Below are 17,280 nucleotides of genomic sequence, written 5' to 3'. Positions count from 1 at the left end.
ACCTCACCCCGTCCCCTGCCGCACGAACCCCGCAGCCGCAGGCCCACCATCTCTGGTACATCCCGAACCAGGTGCGCCCAGGTCATCGAGGCGACGACACCGTGCAAGACCACAACAGCCTCGACACGCTCACCTCCCACGCCGAAGCGCTGGAACGCCACGGGTGGGAGGGTGCGCTGCTCGGAACGGGGTGGGGTCGCCCCGACACGTTCACGGTGGCGACAGCGCTCACGGCGCGCACGACGACGTTCCAGCCGCTTATCGCCATCCGTCCTGGATACTGGCGGCCGGCGCAGTTCACTGCGGCTGCGGCCACGCTCGACCATCTCAGTGGCGGCCGTGTGCTCGTCAACATCGTGTCGGGCAAGGACGACCTCGCGGCGTACGGCGAGGCCGAAGAGGAGCAGTCGGCGAGAGGCGAGCGCACCAGCGAGTTCTTGCAGATCGTGCGCCGCCCGTGGACCGAAGAACACGTGTCGTTCACCGGCAGGCATCTCTCGGTCGACCACGCGACCCTCGGACCGCAGCCGGTCGTGCGTGGTGCGCGTCGGAACCCGCGGCTGTACTTCGGCGGTGCGTCGGCGGCCGCCGAGCGCATGGCCGCGACGCAGGCCGACGTGCAACTGTTCTGGGGCGAGCCGTTCGACGGCGTCGCCGAGCGCATCGACCGGCTCAAGCGGCTGAGCGCGGAGCTGGGGCGCGAGCACGCCCCGCTCGAGTTCGGCCTCCGCGTCACGACATTCGTGCGCGATACGACAGAACAGGCGTGGGCGGATGCCGAGGCCAAGGTCGCCGAGCTTGCCGAGCGGGGCCCTCGCGAAGGGTGGCTACCGCGCGACCGCCCCGCCGCCGTCGGCCAGCAGCGGCTGCACGACCTGGCCGAGCGCGGCGACGTGCTGGACGAGAACCTCTACACGGCGCCGGGAAGATTCGGCGGCGGCGGTGCGGGCACGACGTGGCTCGTCGGTTCCGCTGAAGATGTGGCGCGGTCCCTGCGCCGCTACCAGGCGCTCGGCGTCACGCACTTCGTGCTCTCCGACACCCCGTACCTACGCGAGATCGAGCGCCAGGGCTCCCAGCTCCTGCCGCTGCTGCGTCCCGCAGCCGTCGCGCTCTGAGCTTCGGTGTGGTTCGCGGCTCCCGCCGCGACGCATTCGTAAAGGGCTGCGCGCCACTGCGCGCAGCCCTTTGCCGTGCGCGCTGGTCACCAGGTCGCGACATACTCCGATCGGCGGACGAGCGCCGCCTGCTCGATGAGCGGCAGCGAACGGTCGACTGCCTGTACGACGCGACGCGCGACGTCGGGTGAGGTGAGCTGGTAGTCCACGAAGTCGCTGTTCGACGCGTAGACGCCGATCGGCAGGGTCAGCGCCTGGAAGAAGCCGAACAGGGGCCGAAGCTGATGCTCGATGATCAGCGCGTGCCGCTCGCCGCCGCCCGTGGCTGCGAGCAGCACGGGCGTTCCCACGAGGTCGTACTGGCCGACGAAGTCGAACAGGTGCTTGAACAGCCCCGTGAACGAGGCCCGATACACGGGGCTCGCCACGACGAGTAGGTCGGCCGACTCGATCGCCCGCAGGGCGGTTTCGACCTCGGGCGCGACCTCCTCGCGCGTGAGGGCGCCGGCGAAACCCGCGCCGAGCGCGGCGACCTCCACGAGCTCAGTCTCGGCCGGGAGCTGCCGGGCGACGGTAGCGAGGATCGTCCGCACCAGGGCGGTGGTGCGACTCGGCTCGTGGAGCGAGCCCGATACCCCCACCACCTTCAGCGGTCGTGATGCGCCGGTCGCTGCCGACGGCGCAGCCGAGGCGGCTTCGGGCACGTGCGTTCCCTGGGCGCCGGCACCGACCTCGAGGGTCACTCGCCCATCCGGACCGGTCACGGTCGCTCCTCCGGCGGCGCGACGGGACGCCCGATCGACAGCATCAGCCGGTTCGCCCAGTTGAAGAAGGCGGCGCCGTGCACGACATCGGCGATCTCGAGGTCGTCGAGACCGGCCGCTCGCAGGCGCTCGACATGGGTCTCGTCGAAGACGACCGGTGTGGCGGTCAGCGCCGTCGCCGCCGCGACGATCGCGTCCCACCGGTCCCCCAGTTCCGCGTCGATGCCCTCGTCGAGCAGGCGATCGACAAGCTCCGGAGCCTTGGAGTAGTGCGCAGCGAACCGCGCGTGCACCGACGCGCAGAAGACGCAGCCGTTGACGCGCGACGCCGCGGTCGCGGCGAGCTCGCGATCGGCGCGCGGCAGTCCCTCGGCGAGGTTGTAGAAGATGTCCTTGTCGACGAGAGTGCGGGCCCGGAGGATCTCGGGGTCGCGCGCGAGGAGACGGAAGTAGTCGCTCGACGCCCGCGGGCGGTCGACGAGACCGTCGTAGTGGCGCTCGGTGAGCTCGTCGACCGGAAGCGGCTCGAGCCACGGGAGCCAGCCCACCTCCGCGCGCGTGAACGCGTGAGGGTGCGCAGCGTCGTGGGTGAGGACGACGACTTCGGTCGTGGTGCCAGTCATGCGGAGACCTCCGGGGAAGCGGCGAGTGCGCGCAGCCCCACGGCGACGCGCTGCTGGAAAGCGAGGAACGAGACGAGCTGCGACAGCGTCACGATGCCGTCGATGCTCCAGCCCGCGTCGAGCAGTCGGCTCTGGTCGGTGACGTCCGCCTCTCGCGGGCGGAACGTGAGCAGGTGCGTGTGCGCGAGAGCCGCGGCGAGTCGCTCCCCCAGCACCTCGCGCACCTCACCGCCGGCCTCATACCGGCGACCATCGGTGCTCTCGTCGCGGAGCCCCTCTTCGCGGTACGCGCCGAACGGACCGGCCGTGGCGGCGACGGATGCCTCGGTCAGCACGATCGCCGCACGCTCGGCGTCGGCTCGGCGCGCGGCATCCGCGTAGAAGTCGGCCGTGGCGTCGTCGGCGGTCGAACGGGTCGCGAACGCCGCGACGAGCAGCCGCTCATCCAGCGGGAAATCGGCTTCGTCGAGCGGGGCGAACAGCGCGTCGTAGCTCGCCTGCAGCTGGTCGCGCGTGACGGGGCGCCGGCGGCGCAGCTCGTCGAGCGCGTCGCCGGGACGCACGCCTACCAGTTCGTCGACGACATCGATGGTCGGGGTGGTCATGGGGTCTCCTTTCCGAGACGGCCGAGTGGTTCGAGAGATCGGTCGGGCACACCCCAGCCGAGCGTCGGGGCGACCTCGGTCGCGAAGAGCTCGATGGAGCGCAGCACGAAGTCGTGTGGGGCATCCACCGAATGCACCTGGAAGGCGACCTCGGTCGCCCGCGACAGGGTGGAGTCTGCGGCGAGCGAGGCGGCGACCTCCTCGGGCGTTCCGAGGTGGGTGTCCGTCGCCTCGATGAGCTCGGCGAGGGAGTCGCCGGGGATGTGCTGGCCGGAACGGCGGAAGCCCTCCGCGGCGCGACGCAGCCCGGCCTCGGCGAAGCGCAGCGCGTCGGCGCGGTCGTCGGCGACGAACACCGTCCGCGAGGCCGTGATGCGCGGCCTCGCGCCCGCAGGGAGCGTGTCGAGGTAGCGGTCGATGATCGGCTGCTGCAGGTCGGCGAGCGTCGCCTTTGGCCGGCCCGCGGGGCGCGGCTGGGTGCGCGACAGCAGGAGGCCGTGACCGTGCACTCCGGCACGCGCGCCGCCCGGCGCCGAGAAGGTCGCCTGCCAGACGCGCCTGGCCAGCGACGGGCCGTCTGTCGACACGGGCGGGTAGAGCGTGTTGCCGCCGCCGATCTCGCGGCCCGCGAGCGCGTCGAGCAGCACCGCGAGCTTCTGGTCGTAGACGGCGGCCTTGGCAACGACGTCCTGCCCGAAGGGGATGAACGACGAAGGCGTGCCTCCGCTGCCGAGGCCGAGGTCGATCCGGCCACCGGAGAGCAGGTCGGCGACGACGGCGTCCTCGGCGACCCGCACCGGGTCTTCGAGCGGGAGCGTCACGACTCCGGTGCCCAGGCGGATCTCGCTGGTCGCGGCGGCGGCGTGCGCGAGGAAGACGAACGGGGCGGGCAGTCCTCCTTCCGCAGCGTGGAAGTGGTGCTGCGCGACCCAGGCGCGCCCGATGCCGAAGCGCTCGGCGTGACGGATCTGGTCGGTCGCGAGCCGGTAGCGCTCGGCGGCCGGCGCGTCGTCGAGCAGTCGGGTGAAGAAGGCGAGAGACGACACGGTCATGCCGCGACCTCCGATCGTCCGGGCACGGCCGCGAGCAGCTCGCGCGTGTAGTCATGGGTCGCCGACGTGAAGATGGCTTCGGTGGTGCCCGACTCGACCACCCGGCCTCGGCGCATCACCGACACCGTGTGGCTGATGCGGCGAACGACCGCGAGGTCGTGCGAGATGAACAGGTACGTCAGCCCGAGCTCCTGCTGGAGGGACTCGAGCAGCTCGAGGATGCGCGCCTGCACCGTGACGTCGAGCGCCGAGACGGCCTCGTCGAGCACGACCACCTCGGGGCGGATCGCGAGAGCCCGGGCGATAGCGACGCGCTGCCGCTGGCCGCCCGAGAGCTCCCGCGGCGAGCGCTCGAGCACGTCGGCCGGGAGCGCGACGCGCTCGATCAGCTCGGCGGCGCGCGCCCGGCGCTCGGCCCGCGTGCCCTCACGGAAGTTGTGCAGCGGCTCGGCCACGATCTGCGCGACGCTCTGACGCGGGTCGAGCGACGAGAACGGGTTCTGATAGACGAGCTGCACACGGCGGCGCAGCTGGCGAAGCCCCTCGCCGCGCAGGCCCGCGATGTCGGCCGGCACGCCGGACGCCTCGGCGAGCTCGATGCGGCCGGCGTCGGGGTGGAGGAACCGCGTCACGAGCCGCGCGGTCGTCGTCTTTCCCGAGCCCGACTCGCCGACGAGGGCGTGCGTCGTGCCGCGGCGCACCTGGAACGACACGTCGTCGACGGCGCGGAACGGCGCGCGCCCGCGCCCCTGGACCGCGAACTCCTTCACGAGTCCCTCGGCGGTGATGGCATAGGGATTCTCCGCGGCGGCGGCCGCGGCATCCCGGATGAACAGCGGCGGCGCGGGGCGACGGAATCCCTCGGTCGCGAGCGCCGGCGCGTCGGCGAGCAGCTGTCGGGTGTACGGGTCGTCGGGCGACGACAGGATGCCGGAGCTCGGCCCCTGCTCGACGACCCGCCCCTGATTCAGCACGACGATGCGCTGCGCGCGGTCGGCCGCGACGCCGAGATCGTGCGTGACCAGCAGCACCGACGTGCCCTCTTCGCGCCGGAGGTCGTCGATGAGATCGAGGATGCGGCGCTGCACGGTGGCGTCCAGCGCGCTCGTCGGCTCGTCCGCGATGATCAGCCGCGGTCGCAGGGCGATCGCGGTGGCGATGAGCACGCGCTGGCGCATTCCACCCGACAGCTCGTGCGGGTACTGCCTCGCCCGCAGGGCGGGGTCGTCGAGGCCAACTCGCTCGAGCAGCTCGAGCACGCGCGTGCGGCGGGTGGCGGCATCCCTCACGCCGTGAAGACGCAGGATCTCGCCCGCCTGCACGCCGATCGGGCGCACCGGGTCGAGAGACGACACGGGGTCCTGGGGCACGAGCCCGACCTGCACGCCGCGCACCGCACGCAGGCGCTTCTGACTCCACCCGGTGATGTCGACGCCGCCGATCGCGATCGTCCCGCCGTCGACGCGCCCACCCTCGGGCAGCAGCCCGATGAGCGCGTGTGCGGTCGACGACTTGCCTGAGCCGGACTCGCCGACGAGCGCGACGACCTCTCCCTCGCCGATCGACACGTCCACCCCGTGGACGACCTCGCGGCGGCCGCTGCGGGTCTCGTACGACACGCGAAGGTCCTGGACATCGAGGACGCTCATCGCGAACCCCTTCCGATCGACTGGCTGATGCGGTTGGCGCTGAGCACCACGACGAGCACGACGAGGCCCGGCAGGGTGGTGAGCCACCACGCGGTGGCGACGTAGTTGCGGCCCTCCGCGATGAGCAGGCCCCATTCCGGCGTGGGCGGCGGAGCGCCGTAGCCGAGGAAGCCGAGCGTCGAGATGGCGAGGATCGCCGTGCCGAACTGCAGGGCGGCGAGTCCCACGACGGCGGTGAGCGAGTTGGGCAGCACGTGCCGGCGCAGCACCGAGGCGAACGATCCGCCGGTGCCGAACGCGGCCTCGACGTAGTCCGAGCGCCGCACCCGCACGACCTCCGAGCGCGAGAGACGCGCGAACGACGCGACGCTCACGACGCCCACCGCGATCGCCGCGTTGACGGTGCCGAACCCGAGCAGGATGATGACCGACAGCATCAGCAGCAGGCCCGGGATCGACAGCAGCACGTCGACGAGCCGCATCAGCACGTCGTCGACCCACCCGCCCACGGAACCTGCGAGCACGCCGATGAGCGTGCCCGCGGCGAGGCCGACGGTGACGGCGATCAGTGCCCCCGACAGCGAGTGGATCGCGCCGTAGACGACGCGGGCGTAGAGGTCGCGCCCGATCGCGTCGGTACCGAACCAGTGCGCGGTGCTCGGCGGCAGCAGCTTGTCTGCCGGCACGCCGACGATCGGATCGTACGAGGTGAACAGCCAGGGCGTCACCGCCCACAGCACCGCGATCACGATGACGGCGATCGACGCGGCGAGGGTCCATGAGGGGCGTCGCCCCAGCGCGAACAGCCGCGCGACCGAGGAACGGCGCTCGGGCTGCCCGCCGGGGGCTCCGGCGTCCTGCGCGACCGGGTCGAGGACGGTCCCGGATGCCTCGTCCCGGGCGAGTGCGGCGGTCGCGGCACCCGTCTCCTGCGCCACCACCGATCCCTGAGCCTGTCGAAGGGGGGTGCTCATGCGGGGGCCTCCTGCAGCGCGGGGTTCGACGTGGTGCGCGCCGCGCGCTTGGCGCTGCGCAGCCGCGGGTCGAGAACGGGGTACAGCAGGTCGACGACGAGGTTCACGACGACGAAGGTGAACGCGGCCAGCACGACGATGCCCTGCAGCACCGGGATGTCCTGGTTGGCGACGGCCTGCTCGGTCACGCGGCCGATGCCAGGTCGCCCGAAGACCGTCTCGGTGACGACCGCCCCGCCGATGAGCTCGCCGAACAGCACGCCGGCGATCGTGAGGGTCGGCAGCAGCGCGTTGCGCGCCACCGATCGCCACAGCACCCACGACGGCGACGCGCCCTTGGCGCGCACGACCGTCACGAACGGCTGCAGCTGCACCTCGTCGATGCTGCGCACCAGGATCTGCGCCAGCGGCGCCGAGATCGGCACCGCGAGCGTGATCACCGGCAGGATCAGCCCTTGAACCGGGTCGGCCCCGACGATCGGCACCCACCCCAGCCCGAACGAGAACACCTGGATGAGGAGGATCCCGAGCCAGAACACCGGGATGGCGACGAACACGCCGGGCAGCGCCTGCAGCGCCTGCCGCAGCCACGCGAACGGCGCGAGCGTCGAGAGGAAGGCGATCGCCACAGCGATCACCACCGCGAGCAGGAAGCCGAGGGTGGCGAGCGCCGCGGTCGGCGGCAGCGCCTCGCCGATGAGTTGCAGCACGCCCGTTCCGTACTGCGTCGAGTAGCCGAAGTCACCCTGCGCGTAGCCGGTCAGGGTCACCCAGTACTGCTCCCACCACGTCGAGTCGGCGCCGTACGCGACCCGGATCGCCTCGATCTGCTCGGGCGTGAGCCCGAGCTCGGGGTTCTCGTACTTGATCAGGATCGCATCGCCCGGCAGCAGCTGCAGGAGGATGAAGGTGGCCGTGAAGGCCGCGATCAGAACGATCGCGGCCTGCCCGGCGCGTCGGAGCGCGTAGCTCATCGGCTTGGTTCCCCGTGTCCTACTGCTTCTTGTCGAGCCACACGTTGTAGAACAGCGGACGCGCGACCGACTCGAACTCGATGCCGTGGACGTACGGCGCGGCGCCGTACACCTGCGGCTCCTCGAACAGCGGGATCACGTACGCCTGCTCCGCGAGGTAGTCCTGCACGGCCTCGGATGCGGCGACCCGCTCGTCGGCGTCGGGCGTCGAGGCGACCGCGAGCAGCAGCGCGTCGAGCTCGGCGTCGTCCGACAGCAGCGTGTTGCGGTTCTTCGTGAAGTACTGGCTCTTGATGACGTCGAGGTCCGCACGGCCGACCATCGAGTGGTAGAGCGGGGTCTTCAGCGGGTCCTTGATGTCTTCGGCGTACGTGCCGGCGTCCGCCGACTTCACGTTCAGCTCCACGCCGATCTTCTTCAGCTGCTGCGAGACCAGCTCGAGGGTCTGCTTCGACAGCGGCTGCGGCTTCGCCTCGTACACGTCGAGCGACAGGCGCTGGCCGTCCTTCTCGCGGATGCCGTCGGCACCCGGCTCCCAGCCGGCCTCGTCGAGCAGCTCCTCGGCCTTCTCGGGGTCGTACTCGTAGAACTCCGACTCGTCCTTGTAGCCGGGGGCCGACGAGCTGAGGGCGGAGGTCGCACGCGGGTAGTTGCCGGTGAAGATCGTGTCGACGACCTCCTGGCTGTCGACGCCGGCGACGAGCGCCTGGCGCACCGCGATGTCGCTGAGGATCGGGTTCGTGAACCGCAGACTCAGCGCGTTGTTCACCCCGCGCGTCTGCGGCGCGTACAGGTCGAAGCCGCTCGACTCGACGCGGGCCTCGTCGAATGCCTGCACGTAGCGGATGTAGTCGGCCTGGCCCGACAGCAGCGAGCCGATGCGCACGCTGTCCTCCGGCGTCACGATCAGGTTGATCGTGTCGAGGTAGGCGCGACCCTGGTGCTCGGAGCTCGGCGGCGCCCAGTCGTAGTCGTCACGCGCCTCGAAGGTCAGCGCGGTGCCGAGCTCCTCGTCGGTGATCACGAACGGGCCCGAGCCGATGATGTCGGTCGCGTTGCCCGCGCCGAGCTCCTCGAGCGACTTGTCGAGCGTCTCGGGCGACAGCAGGCCGGAGTTGATCGTCGACGTCGCCTGGAGGAACCCGGGGGAGGGGGCCGAGAAGCGGAACGTCACGGTGTCGGCGTCGACGACCTCGCTCGAGGCGTAGTTGTTGATCGCCTCCGAGACCGTGAGGCCGAGGTCGGGGTTGCCGAGGCCGTACGTGTCGAAGTTCTTCGCGACGGCGGCCGCGTCGAGCGCTGTGCCGTCGGAGAACGTGACGTCGTCGCGCAGCTCGAACGTGTACTCGGTGGCGTCCTCGTTCACCGTCCACTCGGTGGCGACCCACGGCTCGATCTCGAGCGTCTCGGGGTTCTGCCACGTCAGGCGCGCGGTGATGTTGTTGACGATGCCGCCGTTCGGGTAGAAGCCGGCCTGCGGCGGGTACAGGTTCGTGTAGGTCTGGTGCTCGAGGTACGTGAGCGTGCCGCCGGTGACGGGCTCGCCGGCCGAGGCGCTCGGGTCGGTGCTCGCGGCCTGCTGCGTGGCGCAGCCGGCGAGGGATGCCGCGACGGCGGCCGCGAGGGCACCGGCGACGAGTCGCGATGCGGGACGGGACATGTGGTGCTCCTGGTGGGATCGGGTGTGCGGTGAAGAGGTGCTGGCAACGCTAGGGACGGGCCGGCGGAGCCGACGGATCGGGATGTCACGCCCGTTCACCGTCCGCAAGCGGGCGTCACCGGGGGTCATCGGGGGTAACAGTCCCCCGGGCGCTGAGCCTGTCCGCTCGGCGACCCGGGGCCTGCTCAGCGGGTCGCGAGCGCGGGCGCGTAGGCGAGCCGGGGCGCGCCGAGCGACAACCGCTCGCGCAGCGTCGCACCGGCGCGGCCGAGCAGTCCGCGACGTCGCAGCTCGGGGGCCGCGAGCTGCGCGAACGCCTCGAACTGGGCCTGTTGGAACGCCGAGAGCACGTTGAACCCGTCGGCGGCGCCGGCGGCGCGCCAGAGCTCGAAGTGATCGGCGATCACGGTAGGCCCTCCGACGACGAAGTTCGCCGGCACCGCGTGCGCCGCGATGAGGTGCCGCCAGGTCACGGGGTGCTCGCCGCCGACGCTTCGCCCGGTGCGCAACCGCACGAGGTCCAGCACACGCGCGCCCGCCTCGGCGAACCGCGCCGCGGCATCCGCGGCCACGACGTCGTCGACCGCGGCGCGCCGCGCCGGGTCGTCGGCCGGCAGCCCGGCCGCGTCGAGGAACGCGGCGAGCGACCGGTTCGCGGGGAAACCCGGACGCTCCGCATGGCCGGAAGCCCCGTCGTCGATGGGCACGAGCAGCAGCAGGCGGTCGACGACGGCGCGGGCCGAGGCATCCGTCTCCGCCACGACCGGCAGCACCGGCACGATCACCTTCAGGTCGTCGGGATCGCGACCGGATGCCTCGGCCAGAGCCCGCAGCTCGGTGCGAGTGGCCGCAGCCGACGCCGGGTCTGCGGCGGCGATGAGCGCGAGGTCGGCCTCGGTCGCAGCGAGCGCGCGGGAGCGGGGCGAGGTGCCGGCGTGCACGATCGGCGGGTGCGCCTGCGGCGGGCGGGCGACGTTCAGCGGTCCTTCGACCCGCACCTGCGTGCCCACGAAGGCCGCAGTGCGAAGGCGCTCCGCATCGATGAGGACCCCGCTGTCGCGATCCGCGATCCAGGCGTCGTCGTCCCACGACTCCCACAAGAGGCGCAGCGCCCGAACGAACTCCTCGGCGCGGTCGTAGCGCGCCTCGTTGTCGGCGTGTGCGTCGCGGCCGTGGTTCGCCGCCGCCCGCGGCTCGGCGCCGGTGACGAGGTTCACCCCGCCACGACCGCCGGTGAGCAGGTCGAGCGAGGCGGTCGCCCGCGCTGTCGCGTACGGGTCGGCGTAGGTCGAGTTCACGGTGGCGATCAGCCCGATCTTCTCGGTGACCCCCGCGAGGTACAGCACAGCGCTCACCGGGTCGATGCGGGCGAGCAGGTACGGGTCGCGGAACTCGAGGTCGGGACCGGTGGCGAGCCAGTCGCCGAAGAAGAGGTAGTCGAGGTCGGCGTCTTCTGCCAGGCGGGCGACGCGACGCAGGATCGAGGCATCCGTCTGCGGATCCGCGTGCGCCCCCGGCTGCCGCCAGCCCGACGGGTAGGCGCCGAGCGTTCGCACCATGGCGCCGACGATGAGCGGCCCGGTCGCGGGCCTGTCGACGGCGCCGCTCACAGCGGGATCACGTCGAGCGACGGTGCCGGGCCGACGGCGGCCAGCCGGCCGCGCGAGCGCGACCACTGACTCCACGACCCCGGGTAGACCACGACGTCGATGCCGGCGAGCGCGCCCGCGAGCGCCGTGTGCGTCGCCGCGATGCCCGAGCCGCAGTACGCCGCCACCGAGACGCCGTCGACGACGCCCGCAGCAGCGAACTCGGCACGGATCTCGTCGGGCGAGCGGAACGTGCCCGCGGTCAGGTGCACCGTCGTCGGAAGGTTCACCGCACCCGGGATGTGCCCGCCGACCGGGTCGAGCGGTTCGGCATCGCCGCGGTAGCGCTCGGGCGCGCGCACGTCGAGCAGCAGACCGTGGTCGGGCCACTCCTCGACGCCGTCGATGTCGGCGACGCCCTCGGTGATCTCGTCGAGCACGACATCCCCCGGCGGCCGTGGCAGCACGTCGCCCGTCTCGAGCGGGAGTCGCTCGGCCAGCCAGCCGCGCAGGCCGCCGTCGAGCACCCGCACGTCGGCGAGTCCCGACCGCGTCAGCATCCACCACGCGCGCGCGGCGGCGACCGAGTGCACGTCGTCGTACGCGACGACGGTGTCGCCGCCCCGAATGCCCCACCGCCGCGCCGCGGCCTCGAGCTGCTCGCGCGGCGGCAGCGGGTGACGCCCCTCGCGCGGGTCGCCGCGGCGGGCCAGCTCGTGATCGAGGTCGACGTACACCGCCCCGGGCAGGTGCCCGTCGAGGTACGCGGGCCGGCCTTCGGGCTGGTCGAGCCGCCAGCGCACGTCGAGGATCCGCGGCGGGGTGCCGCTGCGGATCAGGTCGGCGAGCTCCGTCGGCGAGATGAGTGGGGATGCCATGCGGCCATGCTCGCCCGGCCGCGGACCGGCCGGGATGTCGTGACGACACACGCCGCGACGCGACGACACGGAGCGTCACACGCGGTCATACGCAGTGTCATCCGTGATGTCGTCGCGGGCGACGCGACGGGCTGGCCCGCACGGAGTGTCTCGATGCGAATCCGGGTCGGGCCGGCCACCCGGCCGTACGATTCCGCCAGAACCGATGGAGGAACGGATGCCGCACCCTCGCGCGACACGTGAATCCCGGGCTCCGCGGCGTCCCCGCGCAGCTCGGCTGCTCGCTGGAATCGTCCTGGTGGCGGGCCTCGCACTCCTCGCCGGATGCGGGAACGGCGGAATCCCGCTTCCCACCGCGCTCCCGACGAATCTGCCCACGACCCTGCCGACGAACCTGCCGACCCGGACGGCGTCCCCGGAGCCGACGATCGAGCCGACGCCCGAGCCCACACGGGTCCTCCCGACGCGCTCCCCCGCGCCGACGCCGGAGCCGACGACCGAGCCCACCCCGCAGCCGACCGTCGCGCCTGAGCCCACACCCGAACCCACGACGCCCGTGCCGGTGCCCACCGTCGTGCCGGAGCCGACGGCGACTGCCACGCCCGAGCCGACGCCGACCTCCACCCCGACCCCGACGCCGGAGCCGACGGCGACGCCGAGCCCGACGGCGACGCCCTCGCCCACGGCTGATGCGGGCGACGACGCCGCCGCGCCGATCAACTGGGTGCCGTGGGTCGTGGTCGTGGCGCTGCTGGTCGTGGCCGCGGTGATCTACCTCATCGTGCGCCGGCCGCGGCCGAAGCCTCCCGCGGAGCCGTGAGTTCTGCGCCGCGCTCGCGACGTTTCGACTCGCTCGTTCCTCGCTCGCTCAACGACCGGGGGAATACCGAGAGGCGGGGCGGAAAGGCGGAAGCGGTGAGGGTTCAGCCGCGGAGGGCGAGGGCGAAGGGGAGCACCTCGGTCGCGCCGCCGCGGCGGAGCTCGCGGGCGGCGACCGTGAGGGTCCAGCCGCTGTCGACGCGGTCGTCGACCAGCAGCACCGGTCCGGCCGGGAGGTCGAGCCCGGCCGTGGAGAACCGGCCCCAGACCCCGGCGACGCGGAAGGCACTGTTGCCGCCGGGCTGGCCGGTCGGCCCGCCGTCGACGAGGTCGAGCGTTCCGAGGAACGGCAGTCGGCCGATCTCGGCGATGCCGCGCGCGAGTGAGTCGACGAGCTGTGGCCTCGTCCGCGAGGGCATCGCGACGACCGCGACGGGCCGGTTCTCCCAGCCCCAGTCGGCGAGCACCCGCACGCACGCGCCGAGCACGTTCTGCGGCACGGGCGCGTCGGCGGCGCCCACTGCGAGCAGGTCGCGGAGCGCACCGCCCCAGCCGAGGTCGGTGAGACGCGCGAGCGCGCGGCCTTCCGTGGCCTGCTCGTCCCCGGCGATGCGTCCCTTCACCGGAACGCCGAGCCGGTCGGCACCCGTCGGCCACTGCCGTCTCGGCTCGATCGGCACGCCGACTCGATCGAGTGCGGCGGCCGCAGCATCCGTCGCGCCGGAGGCGATCGCCGTGGCGAACCACGCGCCCGCGCAGTTGTCGCAGCGGCCGCAGGGCGCCGCCGTGTCGTCGTCGAGCGAGCGCTGCAGGAACTCCATACGGCAGCCGGACGTCTCTTCGTACTCGATCATGTGCTGCTGCTCGGCGACGCGCTCGGCTGCGATGCGCCGGTAGCGGTCCTCGTCGTAGGTCCACGGCACGCCGGTCGCGATCCACCCGCCACGCACGCGGCCGACGGCCCCGTCGACGTCGAGGACCTTCAGCAGCAGCTCGAGCGGCGTGCGGCGGATGTCGACGACCGCCTCGAGCGCGGGCGTCGACATCGGCCCCGCCGCGGCAGCGAGCGCGGCGAGCACCCGCTCCGCGCGGTCGCGGTCGGGCATCGACGCCGTCGCGAAGTAATGCCAGATCTCGCGGTCCTCGGTGCCCGGCAGCAGCAGCACGTCCGCGGAGTCGGTCGCGCGGCCGGCGCGGCCCACCTGCTGGTAGTACGAGACCGGCGATGACGGGGCGCCGAGGTGCACCACGAATCCGAGATCGGGCTTGTCGAACCCCATGCCGAGCGCGCTCGTCGCGACGAGCGCCTTCACGCGGTTGTCTTTGAGGAGCGCCTCGGACTCCTCGCGCTCGTCGGTGTCGGTCTGCCCGGTGTAGGCGCGCACGTCGTACCCGCGCTCGCGCAGCAGGCGTGCGGTGTCGTTCGCCGCCGCCACAGTCAGGGTGTAGATGATGCCCGACCCCGGTAGAGCGCCGAGGTGGCTGATGAGCCAGGCGAGCCGGCTCGGCGAGTTCGGCAGGCGCAGTACGCCGAGCCGCAGTGACGCCCGCGCGAGCGGACCGCGAATGGTGAGCACGCCCGGGGTCGCGGCATCCGTCTGCGCAATGCCGGCGTCGAGCTGCTCGGCGACGTCGGCGACCACGCGGCTGTTGGCGGTCGCGGTGGTGGCGAGCACCGGCACGCCGGCGGGCATGCGCGCGATGAGGTCGCGCAGGCGCCGGTAGTCCGGGCGGAAGTCGTGCCCCCAGTCACTGATGCAGTGCGCTTCGTCGACCACCAGAAGACCGATGCGGGCGACGAGCTGAGGCAGCTGCTCGTCGCGGAACGCGGGGTTGTTGAGGCGCTCGGGCGACACGAGCAGCACGTCGACCTCGTCGCGGTCGAGCTGGGCGAGCACGTCACCCCATTCGTGCGCATTCGTCGAGTCGATCTTCACAGCGCGCACGCCCGCGCGCGCGGCCGCCGCGATCTGATCCCGCATGAGGGCGAGGAGGGGCGACACCAGCACGGTCGGCCCTGATCCCCGTCTCCGGAGAAGCAGCGTCGACACGAAGTACACGGCCGACTTGCCCCATCCGGTGCGCTGCACCACGAGCGCCCGCCGGCGGTCGTCGACGAGCGCCTCGATCGCCTCGAACTGGCCCTCATGGAAGTCGGCATCGTCGCGGCCGACGAGGGTGCGCAGCACGTCGAGGGCTTCGGTGCGGGTCGTCGTGGTCGCTGTCACCCTTAAACCTTGCCCCATGGCCCTGACACCCGACCTTCCGCCGACGCCCCGTGCTACCGTGGCCGCGACGAAGGGGGTGCGCGTGGCCGAGAACCTCACCGCGGTGCTGCGCCTCGTCATCGAGGTGCTCGCCGCAGCCCTCCGCCCCGCCGCCGACCTCGTCGGCGCCGCAGCGCGATCGCTGTTCGAGGTCGCACCCGCGTCCGACCCGCAGACCGGCGCCCTCGTGATCGCCGTCGCGGTTGTCGCAGCGCTCGCGCTCCTCGCCGTCGCGGTCGCCGTCCTCTTCTCCCCCGTTCCAGCGATCGCCACCGCGGCTCATCCGCGCCGCGCGATCGCTGATGCGACACGGCTCACCGCGTCCCACCCCGACGCTCCCGGACACTCTCGTCCACGCGCCCCGGGTTCCGCGGCCCTGGCCGCCTAGCCCCGACGCCCGTTCCCTCGAGGACCGCTCGCCGGTGCCTTCGTGGCCGCACGCCACGTGACAGCACCCGACGAACGGACACTTCGATGGACCTCTACGCCTTCCCGCCCGTCGCCGCGATCCTCGACGCGGCATACTCCCTCCTCATGGGGCTCGCCTCCCTGCTCGAACCCCTCACCGGATCGGCCGCGGCCGCAGCATCCGTCATCCTCCTGACCCTGCTGGTGCGTGCGGCGCTCATCCCGGCGGGAATCGCGCAGGCGAAGGCCGAGCAGACCCGCAGCCGCCTCGCCCCGAAGCTGCGAGAGCTGCGGCGCCGCCACCAGAAGGACCCCGAACGCCTCCAGCGCGAGACGATGAAGCTCTATGCCGACGAGAAGGCGTCGCCGTTCGCGGGCTGTCTGCCGATGCTCGCGCAGGCGCCTGTGGTCGCGATCGTGTACGCGCTCTTCCTGCACACCGCCATCGCCGGGCACGCCAACGCGCTGCTCTCCCACGAGCTGGTCTCGGTGCCGCTCGGCACCAGCCTCGTGGGCGCGGTCGCCGCGGGGACGGCGTCCTTGGCGACCCTCGGCGTGTTCGCGGGCGTCCTCGCCGTGATCATCGTGGTGGCCGAGATCACGCGGCGCGCGTTCCGTCCGCAGATCGAGACGGAAACGGATGCTGCGCCCCTGGCCGGCGCCGGCATCGCGAGACTCGCGGGCGTCCTGCAGTTCACCACTGCGGTGTTCGCCCTGTTCGTGCCGCTCGCCGCGGCGCTGTACCTCGCGACGACCGTGGCATGGACGCTGGTGCAACGCCTCGTGCTGCGGCGGATCTACCCTCTCGCGGCAGCATGACCCGCGGCGAGGTCAGGCCGCCGGTTCGTCACGGGTGTGCAGCACGCCGCTCGCCGCGCCCAGCACGGCGCCGGCAAGGGTGTCGACGACGCGCTCGGTCGCGACCGCCACGGTGTCGACCGCGCCGGTCGCGGCGCCGGTGAGCAGCAGCACGAGCGGCGTGATGAAGCCGAGGGCGAGCGCGTAGTTGCGCACGACGAACAGCTCGATCGTGAACTGCAGCACGCCCAGGAGCAGGGCGAGCCACAGTGCCGGGATCGGCAGCGGAGCAAGAAGCAGGTAGACGCCCGCGCCGAGGATCGTGCCGACCATGCGGTGCAGGCCGCGGCTGACCGCCGCCTGTCGGTCGGCGGCGACGCCCACGACGGCGATCGCCGCGCCCACGATCCAGTACGCACGGTCCGGGTCGACGAACAGTCCCACCCCGATCCCGACCACCGTCACGATCGCGACGCGGACGACCAGCGTCCGCTCCCCCGGAGGCCACGCCGGGCCGGGCAGCACCTCGCGCAACGGCCGCGCAGCGACGCGCCGGCGGCTCGGCAGCACCAGCGGAGCGAGCGACACGAGCGAGGAGAACAGGATGCCGCCGGCCACCGCAGCGACGTAGGTGGCAGCATCCGCTCCCGAGGCCACGATGTGCGCCGACAGCCCGTACACGAGCACGACGAACAGAGGACCGGGCGGACCCACCGCGAAGCCGAACATCACGACGGCCGCCGCGATCGCGACGACCGCGAGCCCGATCAGGGTCGCCACCGCCGACGGCCCGGCGAGAGCTCCGAGGACCGCCGCGACGGCGAGTCCGCCGGCGACGAACGGCACGACGCGCGCCCGCTCGAGCACGGGCAGGTGGGTCCCGTACAGGGCGACGAACGCGCCCGTCGCCGCCTGGAAGCCCAGGTCGGGGCGCCCGAACAGCGTCATGACCGCGATCGGCACCGCCATCGCGATCGCCGCGCGCAGGCCGATCGCCCACCGCGGCGCCGGCGCCGGCGCCAGGCGGAACAGGCTCGACACCGCATGGGTCAGGTCGGCCGTGAACCTCCGGCCGGCGCCGTGCTGCGGCATCCGTCTCCCG

At 72.6% G+C, this 17,280-nt stretch carries 16 protein-coding genes; 4 read left to right on the top strand and 12 right to left on the bottom strand.

The genetic code is table 11. The features are described from left to right. The first annotated feature begins 71 nt into the window (after positions 1–71). Positions 72–1,118, top strand: coding sequence for an LLM class flavin-dependent oxidoreductase (locus ACEYYH_RS03325; protein WP_374976872.1), 1,047 nt, complete (start codon positions 72–74; stop codon positions 1,116–1,118). Between the two features lie 86 nt (positions 1,119–1,204). Here the strand turns inward: ACEYYH_RS03325 and msuE are convergent, their stop codons facing one another. From msuE to ACEYYH_RS03275, 10 genes are all read right to left on the bottom strand, one after another. Then, the gene (gene msuE, locus ACEYYH_RS03320; protein WP_374976871.1) at positions 1,205–1,882 is read right to left on the bottom strand and encodes an FMN reductase; all 678 of its coding nucleotides are present in this window, start codon (positions 1,880–1,882) and stop codon (positions 1,205–1,207) included. Next, complete coding sequence (locus tag ACEYYH_RS03315; protein ID WP_374976870.1) at positions 1,879–2,505, bottom strand: alkylhydroperoxidase domain protein; 627 nt, start codon at positions 2,503–2,505, stop codon at positions 1,879–1,881. Before ACEYYH_RS03315 ends, msuE begins: the two co-directional genes overlap by 4 nt. Then, entirely contained in the window at positions 2,502–3,110 is a 609-nt protein-coding gene (locus ACEYYH_RS03310) for a CMD domain protein (protein WP_374976869.1), read from the bottom strand. Before ACEYYH_RS03310 ends, ACEYYH_RS03315 begins: the two co-directional genes overlap by 4 nt. Then, positions 3,107–4,162 carry a putative FMN-dependent luciferase-like monooxygenase gene (locus tag ACEYYH_RS03305; protein ID WP_374976868.1) on the bottom strand — a complete coding sequence of 352 codons (1,056 nt, stop codon included), beginning with the start codon at positions 4,160–4,162 and terminating at the stop codon, positions 3,107–3,109. The genes ACEYYH_RS03310 and ACEYYH_RS03305 overlap by 4 nt, the downstream gene beginning before the upstream one ends. After that, on the bottom strand, positions 4,159–5,811 hold the full coding sequence (locus ACEYYH_RS03300) for a dipeptide ABC transporter ATP-binding protein (protein ID WP_374976867.1): 1,653 nt from the start codon (positions 5,809–5,811) through the stop codon (positions 4,159–4,161). Before ACEYYH_RS03300 ends, ACEYYH_RS03305 begins: the two co-directional genes overlap by 4 nt. Beyond that, on the bottom strand, positions 5,808–6,785 hold the full coding sequence (locus ACEYYH_RS03295) for an ABC transporter permease (RefSeq protein ID WP_374976866.1): 978 nt from the start codon (positions 6,783–6,785) through the stop codon (positions 5,808–5,810). Before ACEYYH_RS03295 ends, ACEYYH_RS03300 begins: the two co-directional genes overlap by 4 nt. Next, complete coding sequence (locus ACEYYH_RS03290; protein ID WP_374976865.1) at positions 6,782–7,759, bottom strand: ABC transporter permease; 978 nt, start codon at positions 7,757–7,759, stop codon at positions 6,782–6,784. Before ACEYYH_RS03290 ends, ACEYYH_RS03295 begins: the two co-directional genes overlap by 4 nt. Positions 7,760–7,778: 19 nt before the next feature. Then, positions 7,779–9,419 carry a TIGR04028 family ABC transporter substrate-binding protein gene (locus ACEYYH_RS03285; RefSeq protein WP_374976864.1) on the bottom strand — a complete coding sequence of 547 codons (1,641 nt, stop codon included), beginning with the start codon at positions 9,417–9,419 and terminating at the stop codon, positions 7,779–7,781. Between the two features lie 185 nt (positions 9,420–9,604). Next, positions 9,605–11,029 (bottom strand): NtaA/DmoA family FMN-dependent monooxygenase, encoded by a 1,425-nt coding sequence (locus ACEYYH_RS03280; RefSeq protein WP_374976863.1) that lies wholly within the window; start codon positions 11,027–11,029, stop codon positions 9,605–9,607. Then, the gene (locus ACEYYH_RS03275) at positions 11,026–11,886 is read right to left on the bottom strand and encodes a sulfurtransferase (RefSeq protein WP_374976862.1); all 861 of its coding nucleotides are present in this window, start codon (positions 11,884–11,886) and stop codon (positions 11,026–11,028) included. Before ACEYYH_RS03275 ends, ACEYYH_RS03280 begins: the two co-directional genes overlap by 4 nt. Before the next feature lie 298 nt (positions 11,887–12,184). Here ACEYYH_RS03275 and ACEYYH_RS03270 point away from each other — a divergent pair, with 298 nt between their 5' ends. Beyond that, the gene (locus ACEYYH_RS03270; protein ID WP_374976861.1) at positions 12,185–12,706 is read left to right on the top strand and encodes a hypothetical protein; all 522 of its coding nucleotides are present in this window, start codon (positions 12,185–12,187) and stop codon (positions 12,704–12,706) included. Positions 12,707–12,809: 103 nt separating this feature from the next. Here ACEYYH_RS03270 and ACEYYH_RS03265 read toward each other — a convergent pair whose 3' ends face one another. Beyond that, positions 12,810–14,951 carry a DEAD/DEAH box helicase gene (locus ACEYYH_RS03265; protein ID WP_374976860.1) on the bottom strand — a complete coding sequence of 714 codons (2,142 nt, stop codon included), beginning with the start codon at positions 14,949–14,951 and terminating at the stop codon, positions 12,810–12,812. Between ACEYYH_RS03265 and ACEYYH_RS03260 the strand changes: the two genes are divergently transcribed. After that, on the top strand, positions 14,950–15,360 hold the full coding sequence (locus tag ACEYYH_RS03260) for a DUF6412 domain-containing protein (RefSeq protein ID WP_374976859.1): 411 nt from the start codon (positions 14,950–14,952) through the stop codon (positions 15,358–15,360). The genes ACEYYH_RS03265 and ACEYYH_RS03260 overlap by 2 nt on opposite strands. A gap of 86 nt (positions 15,361–15,446) precedes the next feature. Continuing rightward, positions 15,447–16,199 (top strand): YidC/Oxa1 family membrane protein insertase, encoded by a 753-nt coding sequence (locus ACEYYH_RS03255; protein ID WP_374976858.1) that lies wholly within the window; start codon positions 15,447–15,449, stop codon positions 16,197–16,199. 12 nt (positions 16,200–16,211) lie between these two features. Here the strand turns inward: ACEYYH_RS03255 and ACEYYH_RS03250 are convergent, their stop codons facing one another. Beyond that, a complete protein-coding gene (locus ACEYYH_RS03250) occupies positions 16,212–17,270 on the bottom strand; it encodes an FUSC family protein (protein WP_374976857.1) in 1,059 nt (352 codons plus the stop codon). Positions 17,271–17,280 lie beyond the last annotated feature (10 nt).

It is taken from the genome of Microbacterium trichothecenolyticum (genome assembly GCF_041938625.1).
Taxonomy (GTDB): domain Bacteria; phylum Actinomycetota; class Actinomycetes; order Actinomycetales; family Microbacteriaceae; genus Microbacterium; species Microbacterium trichothecenolyticum_D.
This window is presented reverse-complemented; position numbering and strand designations above follow the sequence as displayed.